At 56.2% G+C, this 25,569-nt stretch carries 19 protein-coding genes; 13 read left to right on the forward strand and 6 right to left on the reverse strand.

Annotation, left to right across the window (positions count from 1 at the left end; genetic code table 11):
- On the reverse strand, positions 1-1,811 hold a 1,811-nt coding region (locus FXB41_RS29090; protein WP_219684180.1), incomplete at its 3' end, for a FecR family protein.
- 688 nt (positions 1,812-2,499) lie between these two features.
- Positions 2,500-2,739, reverse strand: a complete 240-nt coding sequence (locus FXB41_RS29095; protein ID WP_219684181.1) for a hypothetical protein — start codon at positions 2,737-2,739, stop codon at positions 2,500-2,502.
- 1,096 nt (positions 2,740-3,835) lie between these two features.
- On the opposite strand from FXB41_RS29095, the gene FXB41_RS29100 reads away from it, so the two are divergent.
- Positions 3,836-4,381 (forward strand): transglutaminase-like cysteine peptidase, encoded by a 546-nt coding sequence (locus FXB41_RS29100; protein ID WP_246649313.1) that lies wholly within the window; start codon positions 3,836-3,838, stop codon positions 4,379-4,381.
- Between the two features lie 225 nt (positions 4,382-4,606).
- Positions 4,607-5,698, forward strand: coding sequence for a GDP-mannose 4,6-dehydratase (gmd, locus tag FXB41_RS29105; RefSeq protein WP_219684184.1), 1,092 nt, complete (start codon positions 4,607-4,609; stop codon positions 5,696-5,698).
- A gap of 121 nt (positions 5,699-5,819) precedes the next feature.
- On the opposite strand, the gene FXB41_RS29110 is transcribed toward gmd, so the two are convergent.
- The 3 genes from FXB41_RS29110 to FXB41_RS29120 all read right to left on the reverse strand — a co-directional run bounded on the left by FXB41_RS29110 (position 5,820) and on the right by FXB41_RS29120 (position 9,946).
- The gene (locus FXB41_RS29110; protein ID WP_219684185.1) at positions 5,820-7,127 is read right to left on the reverse strand and encodes a WcaI family glycosyltransferase; all 1,308 of its coding nucleotides are present in this window, start codon (positions 7,125-7,127) and stop codon (positions 5,820-5,822) included.
- 59 nt (positions 7,128-7,186) lie between these two features.
- Positions 7,187-8,161, reverse strand: coding sequence for a GDP-L-fucose synthase family protein (locus tag FXB41_RS29115; RefSeq protein ID WP_219684187.1), 975 nt, complete (start codon positions 8,159-8,161; stop codon positions 7,187-7,189).
- A 756-nt stretch (positions 8,162-8,917) separates the two neighbouring features.
- A complete protein-coding gene (locus FXB41_RS29120; RefSeq protein WP_311985923.1) occupies positions 8,918-9,946 on the reverse strand; it encodes an ABC transporter substrate-binding protein in 1,029 nt (342 codons plus the stop codon).
- A gap of 354 nt (positions 9,947-10,300) precedes the next feature.
- Here FXB41_RS29120 and FXB41_RS29125 point away from each other — a divergent pair, with 354 nt between their 5' ends.
- The 8 genes from FXB41_RS29125 (at position 10,301) to FXB41_RS29160 (ending at position 19,685) form a co-directional block, all read left to right on the forward strand.
- Complete coding sequence (locus tag FXB41_RS29125; protein ID WP_219684275.1) at positions 10,301-11,665, forward strand: undecaprenyl-phosphate glucose phosphotransferase; 1,365 nt, start codon at positions 10,301-10,303, stop codon at positions 11,663-11,665.
- A 70-nt stretch (positions 11,666-11,735) separates the two neighbouring features.
- Entirely contained in the window at positions 11,736-12,935 is a 1,200-nt protein-coding gene (locus FXB41_RS29130; RefSeq protein WP_219684190.1) for an AGE family epimerase/isomerase, read from the forward strand.
- Positions 12,919-14,385 (forward strand): D-glycero-beta-D-manno-heptose-7-phosphate kinase, encoded by a 1,467-nt coding sequence (rfaE1, locus tag FXB41_RS29135; RefSeq protein ID WP_219684192.1) that lies wholly within the window; start codon positions 12,919-12,921, stop codon positions 14,383-14,385. Before FXB41_RS29130 ends, rfaE1 begins: the two co-directional genes overlap by 17 nt.
- Complete coding sequence (locus FXB41_RS29140; RefSeq protein WP_219684193.1) at positions 14,382-15,434, forward strand: glycosyltransferase family 9 protein; 1,053 nt, start codon at positions 14,382-14,384, stop codon at positions 15,432-15,434. Before rfaE1 ends, FXB41_RS29140 begins: the two co-directional genes overlap by 4 nt.
- A gap of 44 nt (positions 15,435-15,478) precedes the next feature.
- The gene (locus FXB41_RS29145; protein WP_219684194.1) at positions 15,479-15,952 is read left to right on the forward strand and encodes a hypothetical protein; all 474 of its coding nucleotides are present in this window, start codon (positions 15,479-15,481) and stop codon (positions 15,950-15,952) included.
- A gap of 38 nt (positions 15,953-15,990) precedes the next feature.
- Positions 15,991-17,322: a lipopolysaccharide biosynthesis protein gene (locus FXB41_RS29150; protein ID WP_219684196.1), complete on the forward strand. Its 1,332-nt coding sequence runs from the start codon at positions 15,991-15,993 to the stop codon at positions 17,320-17,322.
- Positions 17,319-18,026 carry an SGNH/GDSL hydrolase family protein gene (locus FXB41_RS29155; RefSeq protein WP_219684198.1) on the forward strand — a complete coding sequence of 236 codons (708 nt, stop codon included), beginning with the start codon at positions 17,319-17,321 and terminating at the stop codon, positions 18,024-18,026. Before FXB41_RS29150 ends, FXB41_RS29155 begins: the two co-directional genes overlap by 4 nt.
- Before the next feature lie 171 nt (positions 18,027-18,197).
- On the forward strand, positions 18,198-19,685 hold the full coding sequence (locus tag FXB41_RS29160) for a hypothetical protein (protein ID WP_219684199.1): 1,488 nt from the start codon (positions 18,198-18,200) through the stop codon (positions 19,683-19,685).
- Here FXB41_RS29160 and FXB41_RS29165 read toward each other — a convergent pair.
- Entirely contained in the window at positions 19,641-21,728 is a 2,088-nt protein-coding gene (locus FXB41_RS29165) for a right-handed parallel beta-helix repeat-containing protein (RefSeq protein ID WP_219684200.1), read from the reverse strand. The genes FXB41_RS29160 and FXB41_RS29165 overlap by 45 nt on opposite strands.
- A 345-nt stretch (positions 21,729-22,073) precedes the next feature.
- On the opposite strand from FXB41_RS29165, the gene FXB41_RS29170 reads away from it, so the two are divergent.
- From FXB41_RS29170 to FXB41_RS29180, 3 genes are read left to right on the forward strand one after another with little or no spacing between them, the layout of a single operon-like run.
- Entirely contained in the window at positions 22,074-23,336 is a 1,263-nt protein-coding gene (locus FXB41_RS29170) for a glycosyltransferase (RefSeq protein ID WP_246649320.1), read from the forward strand.
- Positions 23,323-23,907, forward strand: coding sequence for an LbetaH domain-containing protein (locus FXB41_RS29175; protein ID WP_219684201.1), 585 nt, complete (start codon positions 23,323-23,325; stop codon positions 23,905-23,907). Before FXB41_RS29170 ends, FXB41_RS29175 begins: the two co-directional genes overlap by 14 nt.
- Positions 23,901-25,568, forward strand: coding sequence for a GMC oxidoreductase (locus tag FXB41_RS29180; RefSeq protein ID WP_219684203.1), 1,668 nt, complete (start codon positions 23,901-23,903; stop codon positions 25,566-25,568). The genes FXB41_RS29175 and FXB41_RS29180 overlap by 7 nt, the downstream gene beginning before the upstream one ends.
- The last annotated feature ends 1 nt before the right edge of the window (position 25,569 follow it).

Raw genomic sequence — 25,569 nt, forward strand, 5'->3', positions numbered from 1 at the left:
CCGGTGGTGCTGAGCGTGTAGACCACCGCGCTGCTGGTGGCGGTGTTGCCGGCGGCATCGCTCACCCGTGCGGTCAGCGAGTTGGCTCCATTGGTGAGGCTGACCGTGGTGCTCCAGCTGCCGTTGCCCTGCACGATGGCGGTGCCGATCGCGGTGGCGCCGTCGAGGATGGTGACGGTGGCGCCGGCGTCGGCGACATCGACCGTGCCGGTGATGGTCTGGTTGGCCTGGTTGGTCGACCCGCCGGGGCTGGTGATCGCAACCGTCGGCGCGGTGGTGTCGAGCGTGAAAACAACGGGCACGCTCGTGGTAGTGTTGGCGCTAGGGTCCAGAGCGACGATACTGTGGTTGCCATCACCTGCCAGAGTGATGGCCGTACTCCAAACGCCGCCAGAGCCAACGGTCACCGTTCCAATTTGTCTGGTGACATCATTGTAGGTATCGTACAGCGTCACTGTCGTTCCAGCGAGGGTCGCATCGACAGTTCCGCTGATCGTTTGGCTTCCTTGATTGGTTGGACCACCTGCACTGCTGATAGTTACAGGTGCCAACGAAACCAAGGCGACAGCTTGCGTTATATCCAAAGTGGGGACGAGCGGTTTCGATTCGGACGCAGAACTTCCGGTCATGGAAGCGAGGGTCACAAAAACCGGAGCGATCGATCCCCCACCAGCTTGGCCCTTCACGTCGTCTGCAATGACGGTGGTCGAGGCTTCGGTGGGTGACGGTGGAGGACTCCCAGCGAACTTCTGCAGCGACTTTGTATCGGCATCTCCTCGCTTGCCGTCGCTAGGTGCCGGAGTGTCCGGAGCGATCTGTTTCCCAATATCGTAGATCGTCAACACCTGCTGGAAAGCGCTGAATTCCTGCGCAACTTGGCTCGGGCTCTTACTGATGGCTTGGGTGATCACCTCGAGATTAGCGGCTGGCGTTATGGTCAGCGATGGACCATCGCTGGTAACCATCCCGATTGGATCTCCCGCAGTACAAGCGCCTTGAAGTGCGCCCGCTGGGACGCATTTGAAGACCTGCACCGAATGAACCTGACCGTCATGCTGATCGGCAACCGAGACCGAGACCTGCCCGTCCACTGCATCGACATTGAGAATGACGGCGGTACCGCGAATTCCGATCACGGCAGTAGGCGTCGCTACCTGCATGTCACCCGTTTTGGCGACCTGGCCAGCGACAAAACTGGCCGCACCTTGGACAAGGGTGAACAGAGAATGGTTCGAGCCGCTCGTCAGACTGACTAAAGTACCATTCGCATTACTCTGCCCTTCATACCCTAATTCGTTCAACATGAAGCGAGCGTTTGCACTTAGGTTGAACGTTGAGCCGTCGATCAGAACTAGGCCGATGGTAGAGCCACTTCCAGTCTGCACGACGTCGTTCTGATAGACCACGTCCCCGTTATTCGCTTCGATAGTAACGCCATTGCGAACGATGCTGGCGCTTCCCGTTATGGTGGCGACATGGCCGATGACCTTTACAGGCGCCGCATTTCCTCCGGCTTGAGCAAAGGTTTGATAGCCTGTCAGCGCTTCGACGACTCTCGAGTCGAGTAGTGCGCCGTCTGCCGAAATGAGCGGTGAACGCTTCTCACCGAGAAAGTAATTGTGGATCGAGACCCGATGGTTAGGATCAGAAATGATGAGATCAGTGCCCGAACGTGCATATTCGCCCGAGAATAAGAGATGTGCGTCCGGAATGACGAGTGAATCAGTTGGGCCAGGCTCAGGGAGACTAAAGGACCCCCACGCGACCTCAGACGCAGCAACATCAAACTTTGGGTTTAATGGGGTATTCAAATTCGCGACCCCAAGAATAAATTTGCAAATTAATCATATTTAATGTTAATAACACCCGATCGACGAGCTGAAAAGCGTTTTTGCAAGCAAAGCTGTATTGGTTCGAAGTCTGTTGATTGTTCGACCTCCAACAATGCGCCCGGGCGTTATAGGGCGCTGTAATACGTGTGCGGCGGAATGGAGTTGTCTGAATAGTCCCGCATCCAGCCGGACACACCGCCAGAGTCCAACTCGCATGGTGCAACCGAGAACTTTTCTCGCATGGACCTGTTCGAGGTGCGCCGTCAACTAGTGCACGCGCGGAACCGGCATTCCGATAACGGCCTTATTGTAAGGCGCATCAACGGCCTGCTATGCCGCATTTATCACTTGGAGGAAGCGCTGTACCCTAGCCAAGGTGAGCGAATCCGCAAAGCTGTTCAAATTGCGCTACGAGACACATCGAAGAGTTAGTTTGACCTAAGTCCCGGATCAAACGGGCAGACAGCAACAGCAAGTGCAGAGCATGGGCGCGAGGGCGTCACCGATACGTTCTCTCACGATTGAGAATGCCGGCCTTTAGATCTGGATCCGATTTAGGCCATGCCAGCATTGATTGCATATCGGACCGTAGGCGCATTCGCCCTCGCGGGGATCTCTGTGCATCCCATTGCGGACCAGTTGCGCATGGGATCTCGATTGACCGTTGTTAGCTCTTTTCTGCCGCGTTGAAGCCGGGCTGGCGGCTGCATGCTTGTTTGGCAACATTAGCCTCGGCGGCCATCTGAAACGACGAGGCAGACAGCAACTCCATGGCCGATTGCTCTTCGGTCAGGCGCATCTCGACATACTGCCGCTCAATCTCGGTCAGTGTAGTTTGAAGCAGGCCCAAATACCGCTCAACGTTCTTCCGATAAGTGCGCAAACGGACAAGCTTCTCGTCGATCATCTTTTATCCCGACGGGTACGGGTGCAATACGCCTGAAAACACCTCTTGAAGAGGCCATTTTTAAATGAGTATATTTAAATGCGTCGCATTTAAAATGACAGACAAATTCGGGCGGGTCAAGAAGGGGTATCTGTGATGAAATCGATCATGCTTGCAGTCCTAATTCTGTTCGCGATTTCAGCCGTCGCGCCGCTCTAATCATCGGCAGCGCTGGCCCAGCAAAACCCACCCGCCAAAGCCAAAGTCGCTAAGAAGGGATGCAGGCTGGACGCAAAGTACGCCTGCTACTGAGTGGCCTCACATCGCCGCGGCTCGCGAGTCCACATGAGACGTGGGAGCACGGTTGTTGGGTAACGTATACAGCGGCCGCTGGGGCAAAAGCCGCTGGCGAGGAATCTTTGTTGGACATGACCTAATGATGAAGCGGCAAACCACGCTCTTCGGGACCCGGAAGCACCGATTTGGTGCAGGCGCGGGCGATGGAAGCGCCACTTACAACGAAGGCCAATTTACGATTGGCTCTCGCATCGAGGTAAGGCCCTCAGCGGGGCCACGGTTGTGCGGCAAAACCGGAACGCTGATTGGTGCTGGATACCATCCCAGGAGTCTCCGCGTCATATTGGATGGTTCAAAATCACCAATAACCCTTCACGTTGCATACGTTGCAATTGTAAATGAGAGATTCTGATTGATGCTGCGGCAGCCTGCATGAGGGACCATTCGTCATGTGGCAGAACATGGCGGCGAGACGCTCCAGTCTAGCGGCTTCGGGATATTCGTCGCCGGCACGCTTCAGATCCTGCGCGAGCGAGGTCTGCGCTCAGCCAAGTTTGGGGACTCTGCTTACGCCGAGTGACTTACGCTTGAGCGTTCCTGGCAAGAAGGTCTTGCACTGCTGTAGCTTCCGCTAAACTCCCGGCTTTTCGGGAACGTCAGATTAGTGGACCTCGCGCCGACGGATTGAAATGAGCTAACGATGCAGATTGAGGCATCTACTGCCTCACATTTGATATGGCGCTTTCATTATTGCGTCGCAATATAGAACGATCGTCTAGCCCATCATGAGGCCGAAGCGATGATCCGACATGCTGCACGCATGCTGGCGCTGGTGTATTGCGTTTGCAGCCAGCCAGCCTACTCCGGTCTTGAAATGCAGGAGGTTCTCCCTCCGCTTTCATTCACGCTGTTCTGTACTCAGTACCCCGAGGATTGTCAGGAGCAGCAGGACCGCCGGACAATGGACTTCCGCTCCCGACGGGGGCGCTGGCGCGAGCTCAACCAGATCAACTCGAGCGTCAATTCTGTTATCGCGGCCGAGAGTCTATCGGCAAGCCGGAATGACTATGAGTGGCAGATCTTCCCCTCTGACGGAAACTGTGGGGACTACGCCGTAACGAAACGCCATTTGCTGCTTCGATCGGGCTGGCCGAGTTCGTCTCTCCTTCTGAGCGAGGTCGTTCTTCGCACGACGGGAGAACATCATCTTGTTTTGCTCGTACCAGAAGGAGGAACCCTCTTCGTTCTCGACAACCTAAGTGGGGTGATCATCCAGTTCAATGAAGCCTTGGACAAATACGTTTTCCTGCGCGCGGAATCGGGTCTGAACCCTCAGCTCTGGACTCGCGGAATTGCAAAATCCTAACTGACTCCGCGCGCTTCGAATTCGACCAAGTCGCGCGATCCAATCGTCCCTTGAACTTGCGAGTACCAATCCGCTAGCTGCCGCTCCGCATTTGGTGCGGCTAAATACCGGCGGTGCACCAGGCTCGTTAATGATAGCCAACAATCAGTTCCAAAACGCTTTGCTGCGGGTAGCATCGGGACAGGCTTTTGGGTAAGAACACGCATCCATCTCAATGAGATTTCCATGACCAAAAAGCGCGCGCTAATTACCGGTGTTACGGGCCAGGACGGGGCCTACTTGGCCGAGTTGCTCCTTGGAAAGGGCTACGAAGTCCATGGCATCAAGCGTCGGACGTCGCTCTTCAACACCGATCGCATTGACCACCTTTACCTTGATCCGCACGAGCCCGATCCGCCGTTCCGCCTGCACTACGGCGATCTGACGGACTCCTCCAGCCTCATCCGGATCGTTGCCCAGGTGCAGCCCGACGAAATTTACAATCTGGCTGCGCAGAGCCATGTGGCCGTGTCGTTTGAGGAACCCGAATACACTGCGAATTCCGATGGGCTGGGGACGCTGCGGATTCTCGAAGCCATGCGCATCGTGGGGCTTGAGAAGACGGCGCGCTTCTATCAGGCGTCGACTTCCGAATTATATGGCCTGGTTCAGGAAATTCCGCAGAAGGAGACGACTCCCTTTTACCCGCGCTCGCCTTATGCGGTCGCCAAGCTCTACGCCTATTGGATCACGGTGAACTATCGCGAGGCGTACGGTATGTACGCCTGCAATGGAATTCTGTTCAATCACGAGTCTCCCGTTCGCGGTGAGACCTTCGTTACCCGAAAGATCACGCGAGCACTCGCGCGAATCCATCTGGGTCTGCAAAAAAGTCTGTATTTGGGCAATCTCGACGCGCTACGCGACTGGGGCCACGCCCGCGACTACGTCGAGATGCAGTGGCTGATGCTGCAACAGGACAAGCCGGAGGATTTCGTCATCGCCACCGGCGTGCAGCATTCCGTGAGAGACTTCGTCAATATTGCGGCCAGCGAGGTCGGAATACGGATCCGCTGGGAAGGCAGCGGCGTCGATGAGAAGGGGTATGACGTCTCTACCGGCAAATGCATCGTCTCGGTCGACCCCCGCTATTTCCGGCCCACCGAGGTCGCGACTCTCTTGGGAGATCCCGCGAAAGCGAAGCAGAAACTCGGATGGGAGCCAACGACCTCCTTCGAGACTCTGGTTCAGGAAATGATGAAGGAAGATCTCGAATCGGCAAAGCGAGACGAACTGATCAAGCAGCACGGATTCAGATACTTTCCGCGTCACGAGTGATCTCGGGTTAGATCAGCCGTCACAGCGAGCGGGCAGGAGGTAAGCGCTCATCCCGGCGCTCACCTTTGGCTGCTTTTGTTCGTCAGCCGACGTCATCTCTCCGCAGTCGAGGTCAGATGCCTCAGGGCAAGCGAACCGCATCCTCCACTGGAAGTCCAATGTTGTCGTTAGCGCTTGTCGGTCCGATACCCTTCGGCCCTGTCGACTTGCGCTCGTCCGCCATGACTTCCGACCACCGACGAACAATTGTTTGTCGATCCCACCGATCGAGGGCGCGCTTTCTTCCTTCCTCGCCGTAATGCCCGCGGAGGGCCGATGCCTCACTAAGCTGACAAATCGCGACTTGAAGAGCGGACGAATCTCCAGGTGGAATCACAAGGCCCGCACCAGTTACTTCCGCCGCGAGCCCCGTCCCCTCTTCGGCCATCGCGATGACTGGCCGAGCCGACGCAAAGATTGCACCAAGCTTGGAAGGCAACACCAGATCGGCTGCCTCGGCCTTCTGCGGAATCAGGTGAAAATCGGCAATTGCCATCAACTCGTTGAAGCTCTCCTTGGGCTGAAGTCCGAGAAAATGGACATTGGAGTGTCCGAGGGCCATTTGCTGGAGCCTCATCTTAGCTGGGCCCTCTCCGGCGAGGATGAAGCGAATGTGTGGATGGCTTTGCTCCAACCCGATCGCGGCCTCGATCACGAATTCAAGCCCTTGCTTGTTCGACATCGTTCCGGAGTAGAGCGCAACGATGTCATTCTCGCCGAGCTTCAGCTGCTCGCGATATTTGGTCATCCGCGAAGCGGGGCAGATCGCGCCGGTATCAATCCAATTTCTGACCTCGACCGCTCTATCGAGGCGCACCCCCTTGAGGATCAGGCGAGCCACCATCGGTTGAGAGATCGTCGAAACATGATCGAACGATTTGAGGATCGCCGATTCAGTCCTAAGCATCCATTTGCGCAAGAAACCGTTGCGCAGCAGACCAAGGTCGAACGCTGCATCGACCTCGAAATCCTGAATGTGGAGCCATGATTTGGCGCCGACGCGACGAGCAACGAACGAGACGAAGGCAGCCGACATCAGAGACGGGGCTACCGCGATCATGACGTCTGGTCGCCAGGATAACGCGTTAACAAGGACCGGCACTGCGCTCGAGAGTGCGAACGAGGCATGATGGATGAGCCGCTTCACCCCGGACGGATGTCGAGGCACATAGATCGGCGTACGCGTGACCCGAACGCCATCGATATGCCTCGTTCTGAAGTAAGAACTACTGAAGCGGTGCGGAATCTTCCAGGCGGGATAATAAGGCGGTGCTGTGATCACTCTGACGTCGTGACCTTCGGCGACGAGGCTTTCGCAGAGCTCGCTATTGTATTTCGCCACTCCGATCAGATCGGGGGCATAATTGATGCCGACCAGAAGAACACGCATAAAGGCGCAATCCAAGTAAGTTTTCAGGGGTTAAATTATTGTAGGCAGAATAGTTGAGCTTAGGTGGTGGCGCTAACCTCCAGATGACGGCCGTAGCCCTTTAGAAAATCCTGATACGCAGCGGCGAGACCGGCGCGCAGAGGAATGTTCGGGTGCCAACCAAGGGCTCGCACCCGCGAGCTATCGAGCAGCTTGCGCGGCGTCCCATCGGGCTTGGACGTGTCGAAGACCAGGTTACCCCGATAGCCAACGACGTCTGCAACGGTTGCCGCGAAATCTCCGATCGACAATTCATCGCCGCTACCGACATTGATCGGCAGGTCGCTTGAATAGTTCTTCAGAAGGAAGATACATGCATCGGCAAAATCTTCGACGTTGAGAAATTCACGAAGCGGCCTGCCCGTGCCCCAGACACTCACGGTCGGTGCCTGCGCGAGCTTTGCTTCATGGAAGCGGCGGATCAGCGCGGCCGGTACGTGACTGTGATCGGGGTGGTAGTTATCGCCATGGCCATACAAGTTGGTGGGCATCACCGAAATGTAATCGTCCCCATATTGGCGACGATAGGCCTGGCACATCTTGAGACCGGCGATCTTCGCGATGGCGTACCATTCGTTTGTCGGCTCAAGCGACCCGGTCAGCAATTCGCTCTCGGCTATCGGCTGCTTGGCATGCTTGGGATAGATGCAAGATGAGCCCAGAAACAGCAGGCGCTGAACGCCGATGGCGTGACTTGCGCGGATCACGTTGAGTTCGATCGCCAGATTTTCGCAGAGAAAGTCGACAGGAAAGCTACTGTTTGCGGCAATGCCCCCGACTTTTGCAGCAGCGTGCACCACCGCATCCGGACGGTTGGATGCCAGCCATCGCAGCGTCGGCTCTTCCTTCGTCAGATCCAGCTCGCGACGATCGGCAACAAGCACCGTGCAATTTTCGGAAGCTAGACGCCGCACAACGGCTGAACCGACCATGCCGCGATGACCCGCGACGAAGACCCGCTTGCCCGAAAGATCGTAGGTAGAAGCCCCTGTCATACATCCCCTCTTCGGTCATCCCGATGCGGAAAAACCGACAGTACAGCCCATTCACGCGGCGCGCTGATGCATCAAGCAAGACTCGTGCGCGTTCTCACTCGCTAACACAATCTTCACCATCGAGCAGCCCGCCTAAGACGGCGAACATATGAATGGTGAACTGCAGCAGGGTGCACAAACCCAAAGCAGGCTATTGGCGACAAAATAGACAAAGCAGCCGCGCGAGCCGCACGGCTGCTTGTTCGATAAAACATCATTTAGTCTAGCGGATCAGTACGCACGTCGGAGGATCGGACCCTCAGGCGCGCAGACGCGGTCCATATACCAGCCATACGGGGTCTCAACCCGAACCAGCGGGCAGTGACGCGACGGCACATAACGGTACGGGTAAGGCTGTGCCCAAAAGGTAACCGGCGTTACCTGAGCGGCGCCTGTAAGCAGCGCCGCGCTCGCGGACATCTGCATGCCGGCATTTGCACTGCTCGCTGCTCCCAAGGAAGCGGCCAATGCCAAAAGACTGACCCTCACAAACGATTTGAACATCATAAAGCTCCTTTGCCCCAACGGATCTCACCGGTGAAGCCACTCAGCCCCTCGCGGGGACCGCTTCGGCAGCACCTGAGATCCATCAATCAACCCGAAATCGCCCTGAAATAGCTGCGCCAGACTACCAAGGCTCAACGGAGGAACGCAACCGCTCCGACGCATCGGATTCAAGCTTGGAGCAATATGGTGCAGAACTGTGGCTTCTAGGCCCTAGTTCTCGCCGTTCCAGGCGCCCGGTGCGCCAAGGTCCGGCGAGCGACGATAAACCTCCCGAAGGAACTGATAGTTGACTGCTTGGGCGAGCGGCACCTCCTCCTCACCCAGCTTCGCGAATATCAGAATGTCCCGAAGGGTCCTCCAGCGGCTTTCATCATAGTCGGCAATGCGCCCGCCGGTGGGCAAGATGAGGCTGCGCTGCTGCTGCAACTCGGCTTTCAGGCGATCCGAGATCAGCCTTTCGGGAGCAAAGCTGGCGAGAACAGGCACGCTCCGTGCATAATCGCTATAAGCGAACTGCCAGCCCCGGATAAGGCCTTGGAGCACGTCGGTGATCACGGATGGACGGTCATGAATAAGATCGTTGCTGGCGAAATAGACGAGACCCGGGACATGGATGCCATAGTCCTGCGGCTTTATCATATTCAACCGGACGTAACCCGCACTGGACGGGCTTGGCTGGTCATCGATGGCGGCAATGATGGCGTCGACCTCGCCGGCGCGGAGCGCATCGAAGCTGTCGCGATCGGCAACCTTTGTCACCTGGCTGCGTGGCAGGCCCAACTGTGCCATCATCGCATCGAAGATCACATCTCCTTCGCTCGCTCTGCGGTAACCGACGCGTTTGCCAACCAGGTCTGGGGGCCGGCGCAAGCCGGATCCTTCCAGGGTAAAGATCGCAATCGAGGTATCGAGGAAGCTTGCAGCGAACGCCGTTACGGGGACGCCGCGCCAGGCGGCCAGCAGAAATTTTTGGCCGCTGGTCACGCCGATGGCATGTTCGCGTGCGATCGTTTCAACAAAGTTCGGGTCGTCCGGCTGGGGCCGCAGCGCAATCCGGGAAGTGAAAAAGCCCTGCTTGAGCGCGATCAATTCGCCGGCAAAACGCGCCGCGTAGGGTCCGTCGAGGAGCAGACTCGCCACAGCCGCGGGGTTCGCCCCCTGCCGCAGCGGCAACGAATCCGGGCGCAGCGCGATCAGGGCCAAGCCCAGCAGGGCAACGGTCGCAAGGCCAATCGCCACATACCGGCTGAACCTTCGCCTGGATCGCCGGGACCGGGTCTGAGGCACTGAAGGCTTCCTAACGGGCTGTGAAATTAACATATCGGGTGAGTGCAAATGCGCTACAATCAATCCATTGGGGTAAGGTTACTTTTTCCTTCGCCTTGTTTTAATTGCGATTCTGCCCGATAGCACGGTGTATTCGGATAATGAATTGATCGTAAGTGAGCTTTTAGCGCGATGACAATTCTATCACCACGATCGGCCTCGGTGCCTGATTCCGTTGCGGAAATTCGTGTGCTCGAGCAGGTTTCGCCGGCACCTCAAGGTTTAGCCTGGAGCTTTCTTCGTCCTCTAGTGGTGGAACGTCTGGTGATGGTCGGCGACGCCGTGCTGGTGGTGCTGAGCGGCATCGGCTGCGCGGTCGCCTATCATCTCTACACCCAATCGGCGCTCGGCAAGGCCAATGTCTATGCCGCGGCCAGCGTCCTGGTCGCCATCAACTTCATCCTGTTGACCACGGTCCAGCACGGCTATCGGCTCAAGAACATCACCAACCTGTCTCGCGCGTTCCGCACCGCGGTGACGACGTGGACCGGGCTGTTCGGTGCACTGCTGGCGATCGCCTTCACCATGAAGGTCAGCGAGGAGTTTTCCCGCGGCACCACGCTCTCGTTCTACCTGGTCGGCCTCACGGTGCTGCTGGCCTGGAAGCTGGCGGCCGGGCGCTGGACCGCGAGGGCGCTTGCGACCGGCGCGTTCGCCAACAGCCGCGCGGTGATGATCGCCGAATTCGGGCTGCCGGCGGCCTCCAACACCATGATGGACCTCGCCCAGCACGGCTATCGCCTGATGCGGATCATGGAGATCCGCTCCGCCGACCTCGCCTCGCCGCTGCTGCTGTCGGCGATCGCGCCGCGCTTTGACGAGCTGATCGCCTATGCGCGCGAGAACCGGGTCGAGCACATCTTCCTGCTGATGAGCTGGAGCCGGCAGCACGCGATCGACAGCATCCTGGACGCGCTGAAGATCCTGCCCGTTCCCGTGCATCTGGTGCCCGATGCCCACGCCGCGCGCTTCCTGCGCTATCCGCTGCAATCGACCGGCAACACCTTCACCGCGGAGCTGCGCCGCGCCCCGCTGTCCCGGAACGAACGCGCGCTCAAGCGCACGCTCGACCTCGCCGGCACGGCCCTGGCGCTGATCGTGTTCGCCCCCGTGATGCTGGTGACCGCCGTGCTGATCAAGGCGACCTCGAAGGGGCCGGTGTTCTTCCGCCAGACCCGCAACGGCTTCAACGGCCGCGCCTTCAAGATCTACAAATTCCGCACCATGCGCGTGCTCGAGGACGGCCCGAAAATCGTGCAGGCGCAGAAGAACGACCCGCGCGTGACCGCCATCGGCAAATGGCTCCGCAGGACCTCGATCGACGAGCTGCCGCAGCTCTTCAACGTGCTCAACGGCGACATGTCGCTGGTCGGCCCCCGCCCGCACGCGGCCGCCCACAACACCGAATATGAGCAGATTATCGGCAACTACGCCTACCGCCACCACGTCAAACCCGGCATCACCGGCTGGGCCCAGGTTAATGGTTACCGCGGAGAAACCCGCGCGCTCGAGATGATGCAGAAGCGCGTGGAATATGATCTGTGGTACATCAATAACTGGAGCGTGTGGCTGGACTTGATCATACTTTTCAGAACAGCCCTCGTAAGTTTCGGCCACCGCTCGGCATATTAATAAAGGCACAGAGGAGCATAGTACGACCGTTTGCTGTCAACGGCAGCTGACCGGCTCGCGCAGCATTGCAATGACGAGAACTTGGATCAAACATGCCGACAAGGGGCGAGACTGGGTCGTCAACTGTGCCGCCCCCTTGTGGTTCAAAAACGGAATCGACTGGAAGCATGGCGGCTTTTATGACGGGCTTGGCTTCTCGACTTTCGAGAACACTGCCACTCGCAAGCGACTGAGAACCGCCGCTCGACAGATCTACGTGTTCTCTGAAGCCAGGCGCATGGGATTCACTGAAGGGAGCGCTGCTGTCGAACACGGATTGGCGTTCTTATACGGCAAAGCCAAAGTCGCTAATGGGGGCTATATCTCTCATTTTGAGTTGGATTGCCAACCTCGGTCCCAAGAGCAAGACACATACGATCTGGCCTTCGTCCTCTTTGGCTTAGCGCATTCATACCGGTTACTGGGGCGAGAACGAGAACGAGAGGAAGCTCTTCTCGTTCTTGAGTATCTCAGCACTCAACTCCGTCACTCGATCGTCGGCTTTCTCGAAGGCCTGCCGCACGCTGGTCCAAGACGGCAAAACCCACATATGCACCTCCTGGAGGCAAGCCTTGCTTGGCTTCCTTATGATAAAACGGGGGATTTCAGACGTCTGGCTGACGAGCTCGTCCGCATTTTCGAGCAGCACTTTCTTGAGCGTTCCTCTGGAGCAATCGGCGAATACTTCGACGAATCGCTGTTACGCCGCCCGGAGGTGCGCGGAGTCGTGGAGCCAGGCCATCTTTTCGAATGGATTTGGCTTCTCACGCAGTACCAACACGCAACTGGGAATCCTCAATCCCACCTAGCCCAGATCTATCGATTCGCACATCTGTTTGGAAAGAATCGGGAAACTGGGTTGTTGCTCGGAGAACTCGACATTGAAGGGCGCACTCTCACGTCGACGGTGCGGCTGTGGCCTCACGCCGAGTGGATCCGCGCGGAGCTAGCGATCTTCGAGAGCGCTCAGTCTAACGATACAGCAGAACTCGAAGGAGCAGTGGCCGGCCTGTGGCGCTTTCTAGATTCCGCTCCTGCTCCCGGCCTCTGGCACGAACGGCATGAAGGTTCGCGCGATCAGTTCCTCCTCGAGCCCGCGCCTGCCACCTCCCTGTATCACATCGTCGGGGCATTTTCTGCGCTGGCCGACGCCATGCCGTTTTTCGCCTCACGATCCGATGGCAACGTCGTTCCTCTAAAAGCTCAGGCACACAATGACGACAGTAGATAAGTTTTCGTCCGTAAAGGTATTGTGCGTAGGCGACGTGATGCTCGATCGCTTCATCGGGGGGGATATCAAGCGGATATCTCCCGAAGGTCCCGTCCCTGTAATATCGATCCGGAAGGCGGAGAAGATTCCCGGGGGCGCAGCCAATGTCGCGAGAAACATCAGCTCTCTCAACGGCTCGTGCACGCTGGTCGGCTTGATTGGGGATGATGAGGCCGGCAGGACGCTTGTGACCGAAATGAAGCGCGACGAACGCATTTCGGTTCAGTTCGTGATATCCGCGGAACGCCCTACCACCGAGAAGATCCGTTACGTATCGCAAGGGCAACACGTCATTCGAGCGGACATAGAGTCTTCGGAAGACGTTACGCAAGACCTGGAGCTGGAACTAATCAATCTCATCTCCGAGTTGCTGCCAGGTCACAGCGTGGTCGTGCTCTCAGACTATGCAAAAGGTGTCTTAACGGACAATGTCATCCGGCGCACAATTCAGTTCGCGCAAGAGGCAAAGATACCTGTATTGGTCGATCCGAAATCGCAGCATCTGGAGCGATACTCGGGAGCAACTGTAATTACTCCCAATTCCAAGGAACTACTCGCCGCCACCGGCATCGATGCTGGAATAGACACTGACTCAGCCGCTCGGGCATGCCACGCAGTTCTACGCAATACCACTATTGAGAACATTCTCGTCACCCGTGCCGAAAAGGGCATGACCCTACTCTCGCGAAAAAAAGAGCCGGTGCATATTGCCGCCAGCGCGCGCGAAGTCGCCGACGTAGTCGGCGCAGGCGACACCGCAATTGCCACGCTGTCTATGGCAGTGGGAGCAGGAGCAGATTTGGAAGAAGCCGCGGCGCTTGCCAACTGCGCTGCGGGAGTAGCCGTCGGAAAGCACGGCACAGCCACCGTTACAAGAAGCGAGCTGCTCGAGGCGCTGGCCTCTGTCCAGAAATTCTCGGACGACGAAACATCAAAGCGCCTCCTCCCACTTGACGAAGTCAAATCGCGCATCGGGCTGTGGCAAAAGGACGGCTTACGTATCGGATTTACAAACGGATGTTTCGACATTCTCCACATCGGCCACCTCAAACTTCTGAACTTCGCGAGATCGAACTGCGATCGTCTCGTAGTCGCAGTAAACAGCGACAATTCGGTTAAGCGGTTGAAGGGACCGTCTCGACCGATAAACGACGAGAACGACCGCGCGCTCCTGCTCGCTTCGCTGAAGATGGTGGATGCCGTAGTTGTATTTGACAAAGATACCCCCCTCGAGATCATCGAGTCCATTTGCCCTGACGTACTGGTCAAAGGGGCGGACTACCAGATTGACCAGATCGTTGGCGCGTCCTTCGTACTTGCCCACGGCGGAACTGTCTTACGCAGCAAATTTGTTCCGGGCCGTAGCACGACGAACGTGATCGCCCAAATATCTAACGAGAACACGAAATGATTGCGAGAGCCGAAACCTTCGAAGAAGGCAGGACGATGCCGCCGAATGCCACCCTTGATACCGTGGTCGTGTACAGGTTAGGCAGTCTTGGCGACACTATCGTTGCTCTTCCCTGCTTCCACAAAATTGCCCAGACATTTCCTAATGCGAGGAGGCTCCTCCTTACGAACATCCCAGTATCCACTAAGGCGGCTCCAGCCAAATCGATCATCGGCGCGAGCGGTCTCATCCACGATTTTATCTCCTATCCTGTCGGGACCAGATCCGCTTCGACCTTGTGGCGACTATCCAAGGAAATACGCGCTCTTAAGATCGACACCATGATCTACCTCATGCCGGCCCGTGGCCGGCTCAATGCATTTCGAGATTGGCTTTTCTTTCGCTTCTGCGGTATTCGCAAAATCATTGGACTTCCCAATACCCCTGATCTTCAGAATAACCGAATCGATGCAGCGACAGGTTTTCTAGAACGAGAATGCGAAAGGCTCGCACGGACCCTTTCAGCGCTAGGACCAATTGACCTCACGATATCTACTTCGTGGGATCTATTGCTAACCGAAGATGAGTTAAACGTTGGAGACAGGACGATCGCTGAACTGAACCGTCCTTTCATTGCGATCAACATGGGAGGAAAGGTGACAGAAAACGATTGGGGAGCAGAACGCTGGCTCGAGTTCATCAAAAGACTATCAAGTATTTATGAGAAATATGGGTTGCTTATTGTGGGCGCGGCGGAAGACAGCGAGCGCGCAAGACGAGTCGCTTACAATTGGCGCGGAAGTGTTGTCGACGCTTGCGGAAAGTTGATGCCGAGAGAAACGGCCGCCGCCATGCGATCAGCAAGAGTATTTGTAGGCCACGATTCTGGCCCTCTACATCTTGCCGCTACGATGGGCGTTCCTTGCTTGGGACTGTTCAGCGCACATAACAAGCCTGCGAAATGGCATCCATATAGCCAAAAGCATCGCGCTATTCACAACATGAGCGGAATGTCAGCAATCACTGTAGATGAAGTCGTTCAAGCTGTCGCAGGCATGATCGCCGCCTGAACGTCGCGCGATAGAAGCAGCGATAAAACCTCTAAAATCTTGGCATGAATACATCCATCGGAAACAGCATGAACGAGTCCCAGCCAGAACGCAAAACCGCTCGCGTTGCCCGATGGCGGTTCGAAGCGGGCCAGATCGGCCTCGCCAATTGCGTAGGTGCGCATCGGCAAGAGAAACTAAGCGCGAAGCGCACGAATTGCCCATTTGGCGAGAACCTCGGCAGCCTGAATGATGAGTCGCTGTACTGCTCCAAGACGAAACTCCGCAAGGCCCGACGTGAACTACGAGAGCAGTCTATCACCACCCGAGGTAGTCTACCGATGAGAGAACAGCACTCTTCGGTACGTCTCCTCAAGACCTTCGGCGCTCAGATCTACAATCAGATCGTTACCGTCGCGGTGCAGCTTGCGCTTCTGCCGCTGTTGCTACCTTGTTGGGGGCCAAAACAATATGGCGACTGGCTCCTGCTTTCCGCAATCGGGGTCGAGCGCCCAACCCGTCCCGTTGTGGCCCGGTGATCTCCTTGAACCGGATGACGACGTCGCGCCGAAGCAGAATGAACTCCGCCGAGGGCCGATCGTCGTTCCGGCGCCTGGCCTCCACCTTCGGGGCCCAGATATACAACCAGGGGATAACGGTAGGGATCCAGCTCTCGCTCGTACCCGTGCTGCTGCACTATTGGGGCGCAGAGCAGTACGGCGTCTGGCTCCTTTTGTCTGCAATTCCGACCTACCTGACATTCGCCGACTTCGGATTCACGATGGCTGCCAAAAACGTGATGACGATCAAGGTTTCTGGTGGAGACCGATCCGGAGCCCTGGTCGTCTATCAGAGCATCTTTATGCTGCTCAACCTGGTGGTGGCGGCGATCCTCATCATCCTGCTGCTGGGACTTCCTCTCGTCAGAATCGGCGCGCTCTTTTCCCTTGGCCCTATCAGCGAGGCTGCCGCCAAAACCGTTCTCTTTCTGCTCGCGGCCAATGTGCTGCTCACCCAATATCTGCTCCTTCTGGCCAGCGGCTTGAGATGCATCGGCAAGCCGACTGAAGAAGTTGTGTGGGGAGCGTCGGCGAGGTTGATGGAAGGCGCCGTCACGGCGATCGCAGCGGCGCTTAGCGATGACATCGCTACCGCGGCGACTGCTATCGTCGCTAGTCGCATAGCATTCAATCTCGCCACATGGGCTCGGCTGCGATTCCTGGAAAGATGGCTGGCTCTCGGACGGCGACACGCGTCTCTGGACGAGGCCAAGAAGCTATTTCATCCCTCGATCAGCTTCATGTTGGTTTCGATCGGGCAAGCTCTGACCATTCAAGGGCCGGTTCTGATCCTTGGGGTCAGTGGAACTCCCATGCAGGTCGTCGTTTTCTCAACCGCGCGAACCCTCGCCCGGCTTGGGACGTCAGCCATCAACATGATCAATTTCGCCTTCACGCCGGAATATTCACGCTTGTTTGGCTTGGGAAAGTTTCAACAATTTGCGAAGCTCGCCAGACTGCATTTTTGGACAACCGTTGGCTTGAGTGCCATCTATGTCGTGGTCTTGAGCGTCGCTGGAGAGTGGGTCGTTACGCTTTGGACCGCTGGAAAGGTATCGGTGGATCAGACCTTCCTCGTAGTGCTGCTTCTTGCAGTAGCCGCCGAGATGGTTTGGAGCGCTGAGTTGATGCCACTTGCATCCATCAATCGGCACGTCGCCCTATCACGCATCTTTTCGATTCTCAGCGTCGCTGGACTTGGAGTTTGCTATGTGGCCGACCGATATTACGACAGCCTCGTCGCTGTCGCTGCACCACTCCTCCTGCTGCATATTGTTATGGCCGTCGTCTCCGGCTTTCGACTCTGGCCTCTTCCCCGCTTCATCGAATTGGGAGGAAACGATAAATGATATCCGCTCGCCTACCTCTTGTGGCGTTGCTACTCATATCCGTTTCAATCAATTGCATTCTGGCCGGAGCCATTGGTTTTGGCATCACGACCAGGGCAACCGCCTCCGCTCTTGTAAAGAAGATCAAGAACACCGTGGTTACACGAGATGACACGATAAGAGACAGTGAACTGTCGAGCATTACATGCTGGGGAGACAGCTTGACTGCCGGCACAGGCGCTGCACTCCACGAGGATTACTGTAGCGTGCTAGCCAACCTCCTCTACCGCAATAGCTACAACGGCGGAGTTGGTGGTGAGACGTCTCGTCAGATTCGTAAGCGCATGATCGAGCGAGTGGCCGGACTTGATGGTGGAATAACCATCATTTGGGCGGGGCGAAACAATTACAACGAACCACAAGCCGTGATGAATGACGTCTCGGCAATGGTGAAATCATTACCCAATAAAGCGCACTTTCTCGTGCTAGGAATTATTCGCGGAGAGTATCCGGATGAAGGCTTTCGACAACCGGGAGACACCAAGATTTCCGAACTGAACCGAGAACTGGCAGGCCTGTATGGCGGCAACTTCCTAGATATCCAATTGGATTTCCCTCTCGCGAGCGCCTCGACGTACAGAGCAGACCAAATTCACCTCAATCGACTGGGCTATTCGAAGGTTGCCATCGTGCTCGCTCAGACCATTCTCGATCGGAACTGGTAGTTTGGAAGCTGCTGTATCCGCAGCAGCGCACTTTTAATCATCTTACTGAACAAGAATGGATCCATGGCAAGCCGCAATCCCACTGCCGCCAACATCAAACGCTTTCATCCGCGAGGGCTCGACTGTATAAATTGGGTCGTGACCGTTGAACTGGGCGCCCGCTAAATTACCATGAAATCCTTATCTTATATTTATCTGTTTATCATCGGAACCTGCACAATCACGCAGCTCCTCATGGGAGCTGATTTATTCGTTCTTGTGGTCCTTGCGCTCATTAGCGTCGGTGGCGCCCTTGGCCTTCGTAAGGAACCAGTCATTGCTGATTGGTTGTATCTGATGCTCGTAGCCTATTGCGGGACATTGGCTCTGATATTGAAGACTGCTCTCTTCCAAACGGTCGATTCCAATCTGTCAGAGCCGACTACTTCATGCGGCTATTTGCTGATCGGCTTCACCTCATTGACCGCTGGCTATCTAGCAAGCCGTCCGAGCGCAAAAACGATAGGAATGGCCGGACTTAGTAGTCTTTTCTCTCGAGTTGACTTTCTGCAACTCACCACAAAACTAGTATTTGCCGTTGGCCTATTGCTCCAAGGCTTACACATAATCTTACGGCCTCAATTTGTACCCGGCACAAACGTCATAGAGGAGGGGTTCGGTGGGTTCGGAGCATTCTACTTCCTTCTTCCGTTCTCGATCGCGATGCAGACCGCACTCTGCATCTACCAGCCAAGCAAGAGGTCAAATGGAATTACCCTAGTGGGCATGCTGCTATTAATTGCCGCCGAATCGGTACTCGGGAACGTGAAAAAGAATATCGTCGATGCTGCGCTAATCGTTGCATGTTCATATTTTCTTTTCGACAATGCTAAGGTGAACATCAAGGCGGTCATTGCGGGCATAGCCGCGTTTATGCTCTTGGTATTGTACATCAACCCGCTCATTCACATCATGCGGCCTTCCCTGTATGGCCTTAGCTTTGAGCAACGAATTGATTTGGGAGTTAAGACGCTTGAAGATACGGGCATGGATCCTTGGGAGCTTGCCGATCGCTCTGCTCGCGTGTTGAGAGGGTACGAGGCACAGTATTCCCCGACGGGCAGCTATTTCTATCCCAGCACGCTCAACTTCGACCGTTTCGCTCTGATACTCCCACTCGATCAAATTACGAGAGCACTCCCCCGTGCGGGCACTATGGGTTCGCAGATTTTCTCGACGATAATATCAACGGTTCTTCCATCTTTTCTAGTCCCAAAAGAGGCGGCCGCTACGCCGGACCTTATTGCTTGGCATTTCGGCTTTCGAACTATTGGATCAGTAAGCCGTCCAGTCGTTGGACTAATCCCCAGTGCGGTTGCTGGGTTTGGCGTTTTTGGAGCGGCCATAATACCCTTCTTCACGATCTTCGTTGGTTTCCGATTTCTCAACCTTCTTACCGGTTCCTTGAAAAATAACCCTTGGGCCATCTCGGTGTTTTCCTCGTCGACACTCCTCGCTGAAAAGGAGGTGGCTCCCTTCATCGAATTTTTTCTGAGAGATTTTGCTCTATCGTTGGTATTTGCGCTCGCGCTCAAATTCGCGTATTCAGCACACGCTCAGCTCGGCCCGAAAGCCCTAGCGCAAATGAGGCCCCGCAGAAACGAACGGCTTGAATCCTAATTTGAAGACTGGCGAGCCGGGATCGAGCTTTGCTTCGGTCGAGGACAACGAAGTAAAGCGAGGATCTTCGCCAACAGAGTTCGCATCTCGTCCTAGTCTCTTCCACTCTTCGAATGAGATCGCATCAGAAAGCCTGCGGGTCCCTGCGAGAGAATTCCAGTAAACATTCTTATCGAAGAGGACGTTCGTATTCTGCCATGGTCCATGGAATAAGGAGTCCGCGCCGTTCCAGTAGACAATGTTATTTTCGAATGTCAGCGCGAGACGATCATCCTTGGCTGTGCCGATTGTAAGCTGAGCATTGCGTCCGAGGGCGAATACGTTGTTTCTCACAATGTTGTCGTGGCCATAGTTTACGGTTAAGCCGCTATCACTAGTGTCGTAAACTAAGTTATTCTCGATCAATATTGACGACGAGCCCTCATCTAGTGCGATTCCAAATCCGCCGTAGTAATGACCAAGAACGTGCGAGACCGTGTTGCGGATTATTTTCGTTCCCGGAGAAACGCCGAGCGTGTACACACCCGCTAGATCTGACAATACGCCTTGTCCAATATGGTGGATCGAGTTGTCAGAAATGACGTTGTCCCAAGCACGACTCTCTCCATATCCCCACGTCCAACCAACGGAGATACCGCTATAGTAGGTATCTGAGATTTCGTTTTCCAGCACTTGGTTTCGTGGTGAGTTTCCTATCCACACGCCGACGCCCGCCGGATCAATTCGGCCAATCGCCCTTATTGAATTTCCTCTAACCGAAATGTCTCCGACAGCACTGTCTCCGCGACGCTTGAGAAGCTCTGGAACAGATGCCGTGCTCACCGCATCTCCGACCAGGATTGCACCTGCTCCGAGATCCGCGAAACGGCTGGCCTGCACACGATCGAAATGACAGCCGGGGCCAAATACTATGCCATGCCCGCCAGTGCTTCGAATCGTAATGTCGGAAAATTCGACATTCGTTGCTCCAAGTAAGGCCACGGCCGCGGGCATGCCAATGGCCGATTGCCCGAGGGCAAGTCCCTGGGCCGGGAGGGTCCAGTTTGTTTGAGCAAATGTCAGACCCTCAAAGCGCAAGTTACGAACACCGACGTTTTCGGCACCTGCATCGATTAACACCAATACGTGCTCCAGCTTTGGTGCCACCATGATGGTTTTTTCAGGCGTTTCCCCGGCTACGGGGATATAGGTAAGATCACCAGTTTTGTGGTCCAGATAGAATTCACCTGGATCACTCAGTGCCTCCCGTACGTGTTCAACTCGGTACCGTGTCCCGATCGGAATTTTGTACCAATTCTGCCGTGTACTTCCTGTGAGACGGACTGTTTTTTCACGTGGATCAAGTTCAGCAACATGAAATGCGGCGGAACTCCAATTGAGGAGCAGCCGAATCTCGACCGCGTTGAGATCATACCAATCTGATCTCAGATCTCCATCGGAAAAACCGAACCTATCATAGCCCTTGCCCCTCGCCTCGGACGAGGCCGGCATTTCCCGCGTTGTAGTGAGATATCCGCGCTTCGGAAAGCGCGCAGCGTAACGTCGCTCCTCGTTCGCATAGAGCTGAGAAAACATCCACTTGCCCTGCGCAACTTCGGGCAAATGAAGCTGCCAGCGCCCCCGACCGTCCAGAGTCCACCCTGCTAGTCGGCGTCCGCCACTGAAAACTGGATGTTCGCCGGCCATTGCGGCAAATACATTAGGCTCCTCAATGGTGCCAGAATCCTCGGGGCGAAGGTTAATCGGTTCATTCAAGAAATACGTCCCGCCGCGAAACAGAACTCGATAGCCGCCCTGGCGCGCTCCAGGCTCCGATTTGAGCTTGCGAATCAGATCAACCGCCTGCGCTGGACTGGCCAGCGGACCATGTCCTTGCCCATCATCTTGCTCGGACGTTCCAGACCACGCGTCGTTTCCATCGGGAGCAACGTATATGGTTTGAGTTAGATTTCCCGAATTTGCGGCGGAGACTGAGCAAAACGTAGCTCCGAGAAGAAGCGCCGAAGCTATATAGCTAGGCCATTTCCGGTGAGCCACGTCCATGAGCCGCCCCAAGACAATTTGTTACTGACCGCGGATTCGTTGCATTTAACCGTCCCTTTGTCTCGCAAATAATTGCTGGGGGTCTGGAATGCCTCGGGCTGAGAGTTGCCGAGTTGAGCAACCTGAAATCCGCGTGTTTTGGCCAAATAGCCAGATGGCAGGGCGACTTCAACATACAAGCGCCCGCAGAGTTCTAGGCAGGTCCGCGCAACCTAGCGGCACTCCTCGCTTGCGAATTTACTAAACCAACAACGTCTGGTACCCTCTCGGTACGACATATTGTATTGTGGGTTTCGGTTTTTTTCTTTTGGACCCAAAAAATTTTGCAACCGATCGTGCTATTCAATGGTGTTTAAACCAGCAACTGAAGAACGGCCCATTCCGAAGGCCGTCGATTTGGGCACCTTGAAGATTCTACACATCATCGGCACGGCGGATCCCAGAAGCGGGGGCCCGATCGAGGGCCTCATTCGTTCATCTGAAGCCTTGGCGAAGCTCGGCCACTTCCGCGAAATTGCGACGCTGGACCATCCTGACGACCCCTGGGTCAAGGATTTCCCGCTTCCGATTTTTGCGCTTGGGCGTATTCCAATCCACGAGCGGCGACGGCTGGATTGGCTGCCATGGGTCCACTACGGTTATACCTCCGGTTTGGTGCCTTGGCTGAAAGATCATGCGCGCGATTACGACGTCGTAATCGTTAACGGGCTCTGGAACTACTCCGCCGGCGGCGCCAGCCGAGTACTGCCTCGTTCGGGAGTGCCTTACTTCGTCTTCACACATGGGATGCTCGACCCGTGGTTCCGGAAGGAATATCCGATCAAGACCGCTTTCAAGCAGGTGTCCTGGTGGCTGAACGAGGGACCGCTGTTGCGCAACGCAAATGGAGTGCTCTTCACATGTGAGGAAGAGCGCTTGCTGGCCCGGAATGCATTCTGGCCTTACCGGGTCCGGGAGTTTGCCGTGGGGTACGGCACCAGCGACGTGGCCGGCCATCGCGAGGCCCAGGTCGCCGCCTTTCGGGAGCAATTGTCCGCCCTGGGACAGCGCGGGTTCTTGCTCTTCCTCAGTCGCATTCATCAAAAAAAGGGATGCGATCTGCTTGTGGATGCGTTCGCAGAGATAGCCTCCTCCGTCCCCGACCTCGATCTTGTGATGGCTGGTCCGGACCAGTCCGGCTGGGTCAGCGAGCTAAAGCATCGGGCCGAAGCAGCTGGCATCGGTCATCGGATTCATTGGCCCGGGATGCTCGAGGGCGACCAAAAATGGGGCGCCTTTCACGACTGTGAAGCATTCGTGCTTCCGTCTCATCAGGAGAATTTCGGGATCGTGGTGGCCGAAGCGCTTGCCTGCGGCAAGCCCGTTCTGATCACCGACAAGGTGAACATCTGGAGAGAGATCAAGGAAGACGGAGCCGGGCTAGTCGCCTCCGATGATGCGGCCGGCATTCTCTCCCTCCTGAGCGGATACCTCGCCTTGAGCCCGGACCAGCGGCAGAGCATGGCCGAAGCCGGGCGACAGAGTTTCCTGAAACGCTTCGATATCGAGCAAAACGCCCAGACGTTGCTCGACGTACTCCGCACGGGCATTTCGCATGGACGTCCTTGACGCCAAGAGCACGACGCCGATGGAAGGCGGCCCCAGCTTTTCGCTTTGGAATCGCCTGTTTCGCGTTGGCTGGGGTGTGACCTGGGGTCTGCTCGCTTCATGGACACCGCCATTCATGCATCCATGGCGACGCTTCTTGTTACGATCGTTTGGCGCGAAAGTTGCTGGAACAGCTGGAATATATGGCAGCGCCAGGATCTGGTATCCTCCAAACCTTGAGATCGGCGAGCACGCCTACATCGGCCCACGAGTGAATGTCTATTGCATGGCCAAGATCACCTTTGGTGCCTATTCGCTGGCGTCCCAGGGCGCGCATATTTGCGCGGGCAGTCACGACGTAGACGATTTCAATTTCCAGCTGAGAGCGAAGCCGATCGAGATCGGCGCACAGGCATGGGTCGCCGCTGAAGCTTTCGTTGGGCCGGGCGTTACGATTGGAGAGGGAGCCGTGCTCGGAGCGCGCGCTTGTGCATTTCGCGATTTGGAGGCATGGGTGGTGTACTCGGGAAATCCGGCTCAGCCCCTTCGAGAACGGAAATACCATCCTCGTACGCCGACGAAACCATGCTGATCCGGTTTCGTGACATTTCCGATGCGCCGCTGACAGACTTCTGTGTCGTGGGTGCCGGGCCCGCCGGCATCGCACTTGCCTTGGCTCTGGCTGATCTCGGACGTTCAGTGCTTCTCGTGGAGTCTGGCGAAGAGGCCCCTAATCCTTCTGCGGCAGAGCTAGCGCGCGCCGAGGTTCAAAACGAGCAGACTCATGCTCCCCCTGAAATCGCATCTTGCCGCGCGTTCGGAGGCACCTCGTGGTGGTGGGGTGGGCGCTGCGTCCCCTTCGACAAGGCTGACTTTGGCGACCGTCCCTACGCGCGGGGGACTGACTGGCCGTTCTCATACGAAGAAATAGACGGCTGGAGTCCGAAGGCAGCCGATTTTTTTGGATGCGGGACAGGTCAATTCGAAATGGAGCCCAGCGGCTGGAGAGAGCTTGGCCAGATCTCGATTGCCCAACTCGAACGCTGGACGCCGGACACCAACTTAAAGACCAAGTACTTCGAACGTGTGCGCCAATCTCGCGCCATCACGCTCCTTCTCGGGGCGACGTTGACCGATATCCAACTTGATGGTGAGAGCGGACACGTTACGGCGATCACGCTGACAGATGAACGCAAGTCGATCGAAGTGCCGGTTCGAACCTGCATATTAGCCTGCGGCGGACTCGAGACCACTCGGATCATGCTGCACGTGGGACGGAAGTATCCAAATATACTTCCAAGTGGTGATAGTGTCATTGGGAGATTCTATATGGGCCACATCTCGGGAAAGATCGCAGATGTGGTGTTCTCGGATCCTGGATCGATTAATGAATTCGACTTTTTTGTTGATGATAGCCATTTTGCCCGCCGTCGCTTCACCATAGGCGAGGAGGCGCTAAAGCAGCATGAGGTCCTCAACATCGCGTTCTGGATCGACAATCCTCCCTTTCATCATGCGAGCCACGGCAGTGGAATTCTGTCAGCAGTTTGGTTGATGCTCGCGATACCGTTCATCGGCCGTCGTTTGCTTTCAGAAGGTGTCCGGATCAGCCATGTTGGTCCTCGCCCCTATACCATCGCAAATCATCTGCTCAATATCTTCAGATCGCCCTTTTCGGTACTGTCGTCCGCAATGCGACTCCTGCACGAGCGCTATCTTTCCTCGCCTCGCAAGCCGGGATTTCTCGTACGAAGCAAGGGAGGACGCTACGCCCTCCATTACCATGGCGAGCAGTTGCCGAGAAAGAGTTCGTTCGTAGCCCTCTCCGATCAAATGGCCCCCCTTGGGGTGCCTCGTCTCACAGTTGATTTCAACTACTCCGAACTGGATGCGCAGTCTGTCGTCCGGGCTCATCAGTTGCTGGACCGATCGCTCCGTAACTCGCAGGTCGGATACCTGGTGTACCGAGCTCCCGAAGAAGAACTCACAGCTCGAGTTCTGGAGCAAGCCTCGGACGGTTATCATCAGTTGGGAACGACCCGCATGAGCCGCGATCCCGATACAGGGGTTGTTGATGGCAACTGCAAGATTCACGGGATCGACAATCTTTATCTACTGAGTGGCAGCGTCTTTCCATCGTCTGGTCAAGCCAATCCAACATTTCTAATTGTCGCGCTCGCGTTCCGACTCGCCTCGCACTTGGGAAAGAGGACCGACGCACCCGCAACCAAGCAAACTCACGCAGCCGTATAGG

Source organism: Bradyrhizobium canariense (genome assembly GCF_019402665.1).
In the GTDB taxonomy this organism is placed as follows: domain Bacteria; phylum Pseudomonadota; class Alphaproteobacteria; order Rhizobiales; family Xanthobacteraceae; genus Bradyrhizobium; species Bradyrhizobium canariense.

Coding starts and splice junctions, on each gene's coding strand:
- FXB41_RS29140 (WP_219684193.1), top strand. CDS start 14,382: ATGATTGCGAGAGCCGAAACCTTCGAAGAAGGCAGGACGATGCCGCCG.
- FXB41_RS29170 (WP_246649320.1), top strand. CDS start 22,074: ATGGTGTTTAAACCAGCAACTGAAGAACGGCCCATTCCGAAGGCCGTC.
- FXB41_RS29130 (WP_219684190.1), top strand. CDS start 11,736: ATGACGAGAACTTGGATCAAACATGCCGACAAGGGGCGAGACTGGGTC.
- FXB41_RS29155 (WP_219684198.1), top strand. CDS start 17,319: ATGATATCCGCTCGCCTACCTCTTGTGGCGTTGCTACTCATATCCGTT.
- gmd (WP_219684184.1), top strand. CDS start 4,607: ATGACCAAAAAGCGCGCGCTAATTACCGGTGTTACGGGCCAGGACGGG.
- FXB41_RS29100 (WP_246649313.1), top strand. CDS start 3,836: ATGCTGGCGCTGGTGTATTGCGTTTGCAGCCAGCCAGCCTACTCCGGT.
- FXB41_RS29110 (WP_219684185.1), bottom strand. CDS start 7,127: ATGCGTGTTCTTCTGGTCGGCATCAATTATGCCCCCGATCTGATCGGA.
- FXB41_RS29115 (WP_219684187.1), bottom strand. CDS start 8,161: ATGACAGGGGCTTCTACCTACGATCTTTCGGGCAAGCGGGTCTTCGTC.
- FXB41_RS29145 (WP_219684194.1), top strand. CDS start 15,479: ATGAATACATCCATCGGAAACAGCATGAACGAGTCCCAGCCAGAACGC.
- FXB41_RS29160 (WP_219684199.1), top strand. CDS start 18,198: ATGAAATCCTTATCTTATATTTATCTGTTTATCATCGGAACCTGCACA.
- FXB41_RS29125 (WP_219684275.1), top strand. CDS start 10,301: ATGGTCGGCGACGCCGTGCTGGTGGTGCTGAGCGGCATCGGCTGCGCG.
- FXB41_RS29180 (WP_219684203.1), top strand. CDS start 23,901: ATGCTGATCCGGTTTCGTGACATTTCCGATGCGCCGCTGACAGACTTC.
- FXB41_RS29175 (WP_219684201.1), top strand. CDS start 23,323: ATGGACGTCCTTGACGCCAAGAGCACGACGCCGATGGAAGGCGGCCCC.
- FXB41_RS29150 (WP_219684196.1), top strand. CDS start 15,991: ATGAACTCCGCCGAGGGCCGATCGTCGTTCCGGCGCCTGGCCTCCACC.
- FXB41_RS29095 (WP_219684181.1), bottom strand. CDS start 2,739: ATGATCGACGAGAAGCTTGTCCGTTTGCGCACTTATCGGAAGAACGTT.
- rfaE1 (WP_219684192.1), top strand. CDS start 12,919: ATGACGACAGTAGATAAGTTTTCGTCCGTAAAGGTATTGTGCGTAGGC.
- FXB41_RS29165 (WP_219684200.1), bottom strand. CDS start 21,728: ATGGACGTGGCTCACCGGAAATGGCCTAGCTATATAGCTTCGGCGCTT.